We start from the raw sequence: 2,852 nt of genomic DNA, 5'->3' as shown, positions 1-2,852 counted from the left end.
CCGGGCCCGCCGTGTCCTTGGCAGGGACCAGATCGCTCTGATCTTCAGCGGGCGCCTCTGGCCGATGAGCCGGACCTTGTTCCAGGGGTGGGGCCGCAGGTCACGGTTGGCGATTTCCGGGACAGCCACTATCTTCGAGGTTCACCAGCACGCCTGCTGCGAATCACCCTGGGCAATCTGCCAGACGCCGAACTTGTGGTGTTGCCGGAGCGGCACTGGGAGGCGATCGTTGCGTCTTTCTGATGGAGAACGGCCCGAGAAGCTCCTCATCCTTGGCGGTCGTCAGGAAGCATCGGCATGCCTGCGCGTCGTCGCCGCCAAAGATCGAGGAAGAGAAAGGGCAAATACCACACGAACAGGGATGCAACGCCGACGATCACCAAGCCCACCAGATACCAGGGCCACGGTCCAAACCAATCCAGGAGTGACGGTTGTGCGGGCTTGGCCATGAGGTAGAGAAAATTGGTGTCCAGCCAGAGGTTGATGACGAAGATGACCACCGCCAGAGCCGCAGTGATTGCGGCGACGCGGGGGATTGATGCCGCCCGTGGTCGCAGGCGGAAGGTGATCGTCAGATACATCACCCCGGCGATGACCAAGCCGTGACCAGCGAAGAAGAGCAGGTAGGCCGGGTCCGGAAAGCGGGCCGTCAGGTCCGGCGTCAGCAGGGCCTGGGTGGTGCCGCCCAAACCCCAGAAATAAACGACCTCGTACGTGCGATAGCTGCGGGTGACCAGCGTCCAGGCGGTCAGATAGACCGCCAGGGTGCATAGGTGCAGTGGCAGCAGTGCGGCGGGGGACAGGTTGCGCGCATCGATTTGTCTCCACAGATCGAAGGCTTCCTGGCCCAGTAGCAGGGCAGCCAGCAGGTAGGCTACGGTCCGGGCCTGGCGCAATGCCAGGCGGCGCACCGTGAGCGGCACCACGACCGCCACCGCTGCAATGACGACCAGCGTCGCCAGATGGGATGTTCCAAGCAGCTCGAAGCTCTGCGATTCCATGGGATTGCCAGTGACGCTCAGGACCGTTTCCGGCGCGCGCACGACTCAACATTGGGCGGGCGCGCGACCCATATCAAGTATGACCGATCCGTGGGTTGGGCTCCGGCAGCGAATGCGTGAATTTCGGATGAAGCCGAGCCGAGCGACCGCATTGGTGCCGTAAAGACGATAACCGCTGCTCGTCCGATATGGCGTCCCGAGCAGACCCGGCTTTTCGTAATGCCGGATCGTCTCCGGCGAGCACCCGCTGGGACTCGCCACTTCGCAAATTCGCAACGATGGTTTCATCGAACTTGACCCTGCAAGCGTTACAGGGTTTAGCCTGTTTCCGTGTCCACAAGGGCGCAGGTTTGCGGCTGCCGGGTAGAGGCGGCGGGGCCCTGTGTCATGGCATGGGAGAGACCGGTTGAATGTTTTGCGCGAGATTCTCGGGGTGGCCCTCGCTGCGGCGCCCTGGCTGTTGCTGGGGCTGTTCGTTTCCGGCCTGATCCGGGCGTTCGTCGATGATGCGATCCTGCAACGTTGGGTGGGTGGCGAAGGAGCTTTGAGTATCGGTCGCGCGGCCGTGATCGGGGCGCCGCTGCCACTGTGCTCCTGCGGCGCGATTCCGACGGCGCTGACACTGCACCGCAGTGGAGCCGGCCGCGGGCCGACGACTGCCTTTCTTATTGGCACGCCGGGCATCGGTGTCGACTCGCTGGCCATCACCTACGCACTGCTGGGCCCGTTCATGATGTTCGCCCGGGCACTGGGCGCGGTGCTCACCGCGGTGGTCACGGGTCTGCTGGTCGCCATGGGAACGCGAGGCACGCCGGCTCCGGCCTCGTCGTCGGGGGGACGCAGCGCGTGCTGCGCCAACGGATGCAGCCCGGAGGCGCGGGAACAGGGCCACCAGGCTTCGGTGCCTGCGGTGCCCATGCAACCGCTTGCCACGCGCCGCCTGCGCGAGGGCATGCGGTATGCGTTTGGGGATCTGCTGGAAGACATCGGCCCTTGGCTGCTCGGGGGGCTGGTGATGGCTGGGGTTCTGATTGCGCTGCTCCCGCCGCAGATGCTGTCCACCTACGGCAGCGGTCCTGTCGCGATGCTACTGATGGCTCTGGTCGGCATCCCGCTCTACATCTGTGCGGCGGCAGCCACCCCGATCGCCGCCGGGATGCTGCTGGCAGGTGTGTCTCCCGGTACAGCGCTGGTGTTTCTTCTTGCCGGTCCTATCACCAGTGCGGCAACGCTCGGGCTGCTCCGACGGGAGTTCAACAACATGGGACTGGTATGGTATCTGGGCGGCATCGTGGCCAGCACTATTGCGATCGGCATGGCGACGGATGCGGTGATCAGCCTGACCGCGCTGGATGTTGCCGCCCAGGCCGATACGGCGCGGGAATTGCTGCCAGCATGGCTTGAAGCTGTGGCGCTAACCGTACTCTTGTGGCTGGGCAGCCGACCCCTGCGGCAGTGGTTGCGCCATCATCTGTCGTCTGCAAGGGCAACTTGATCGTCGCCTGTGTTACGCAGGGCCAAGGCCAGCGGAAAGGGCGTTCGAACAGATCCCGCACCCGTGAGGTGCGGTGCTTTCCCTCTGTACTGACCTTCGACCGCAGGGGATGGTCGCAGCGATGCGCGTCGACCTTGTGCCGTCAGGTGGCTGGCGGCTGACCTTCAGGTTCGAAAACGGTGATGCGATCCTGATCGATTATCAGGATTGTCACTGAGGAGCACCGCCCACTCGAAGACCCCGACCTCGTACAGCGGCAGCCAGATGATGATGAACACGGAGGTCAGCGTCGCGTTCCAGACGACATCCACTACCATCGGCACGTCCGAGAAACTCACCCGCCGGTCGCCAGCGCC

Annotated in this window: 3 protein-coding genes and 2 pseudogenes; 2 read left to right on the top strand and 3 right to left on the bottom strand. The window is 64.2% G+C overall.

What is annotated here, in order from left to right; genetic code table 11:
• A pseudogene (locus ACESMN_RS13035) lies at nt 1–243 on the top strand (hypothetical protein); the annotation flags it as partial.
• 23 nt (nt 244–266) lie between these two features.
• On the opposite strand, the gene ACESMN_RS13030 reads toward ACESMN_RS13035, so the two are convergent.
• Entirely contained in the window at nt 267–1,001 is a 735-nt protein-coding gene (locus ACESMN_RS13030) for a TIGR02206 family membrane protein (RefSeq protein WP_373054039.1), read from the bottom strand.
• Between the two features lie 45 nt (nt 1,002–1,046).
• The gene (locus ACESMN_RS13025; RefSeq protein ID WP_373054038.1) at nt 1,047–1,289 is read right to left on the bottom strand and encodes a MerR family DNA-binding transcriptional regulator; all 243 of its coding nucleotides are present in this window, start codon (nt 1,287–1,289) and stop codon (nt 1,047–1,049) included.
• A 118-nt stretch (nt 1,290–1,407) separates the two neighbouring features.
• On the opposite strand from ACESMN_RS13025, the gene ACESMN_RS13020 reads away from it, so the two are divergent.
• A complete protein-coding gene (locus ACESMN_RS13020) occupies nt 1,408–2,496 on the top strand; it encodes an SO_0444 family Cu/Zn efflux transporter (protein WP_373054037.1) in 1,089 nt (362 codons plus the stop codon).
• A gap of 218 nt (nt 2,497–2,714) precedes the next feature.
• On the opposite strand, the pseudogene ACESMN_RS13015 reads toward ACESMN_RS13020, so the two are convergent.
• A pseudogene (locus ACESMN_RS13015) lies at nt 2,715–2,852 on the bottom strand (ArsB/NhaD family transporter); the annotation flags it as partial.

It is taken from the genome of Thioalkalivibrio sp. (genome assembly GCF_041690275.1).
GTDB lineage: Bacteria > Pseudomonadota > Gammaproteobacteria > Ectothiorhodospirales > Ectothiorhodospiraceae > Thioalkalivibrio.
The sequence above is the reverse complement of the archived record's forward strand: the minus strand, read 5'-3'. Positions and strand labels throughout refer to the sequence as shown.

Excerpts from the sequence above, each read along its gene's own strand:
- ACESMN_RS13030 (WP_373054039.1), bottom strand. The coding sequence starts at position 1,001 with ATGGAATCGCAGAGCTTCGAGCTGCTTGGAACATCCCATCTGGCGACG.
- ACESMN_RS13025 (WP_373054038.1), bottom strand. The coding sequence starts at position 1,289 with ATGAAACCATCGTTGCGAATTTGCGAAGTGGCGAGTCCCAGCGGGTGC.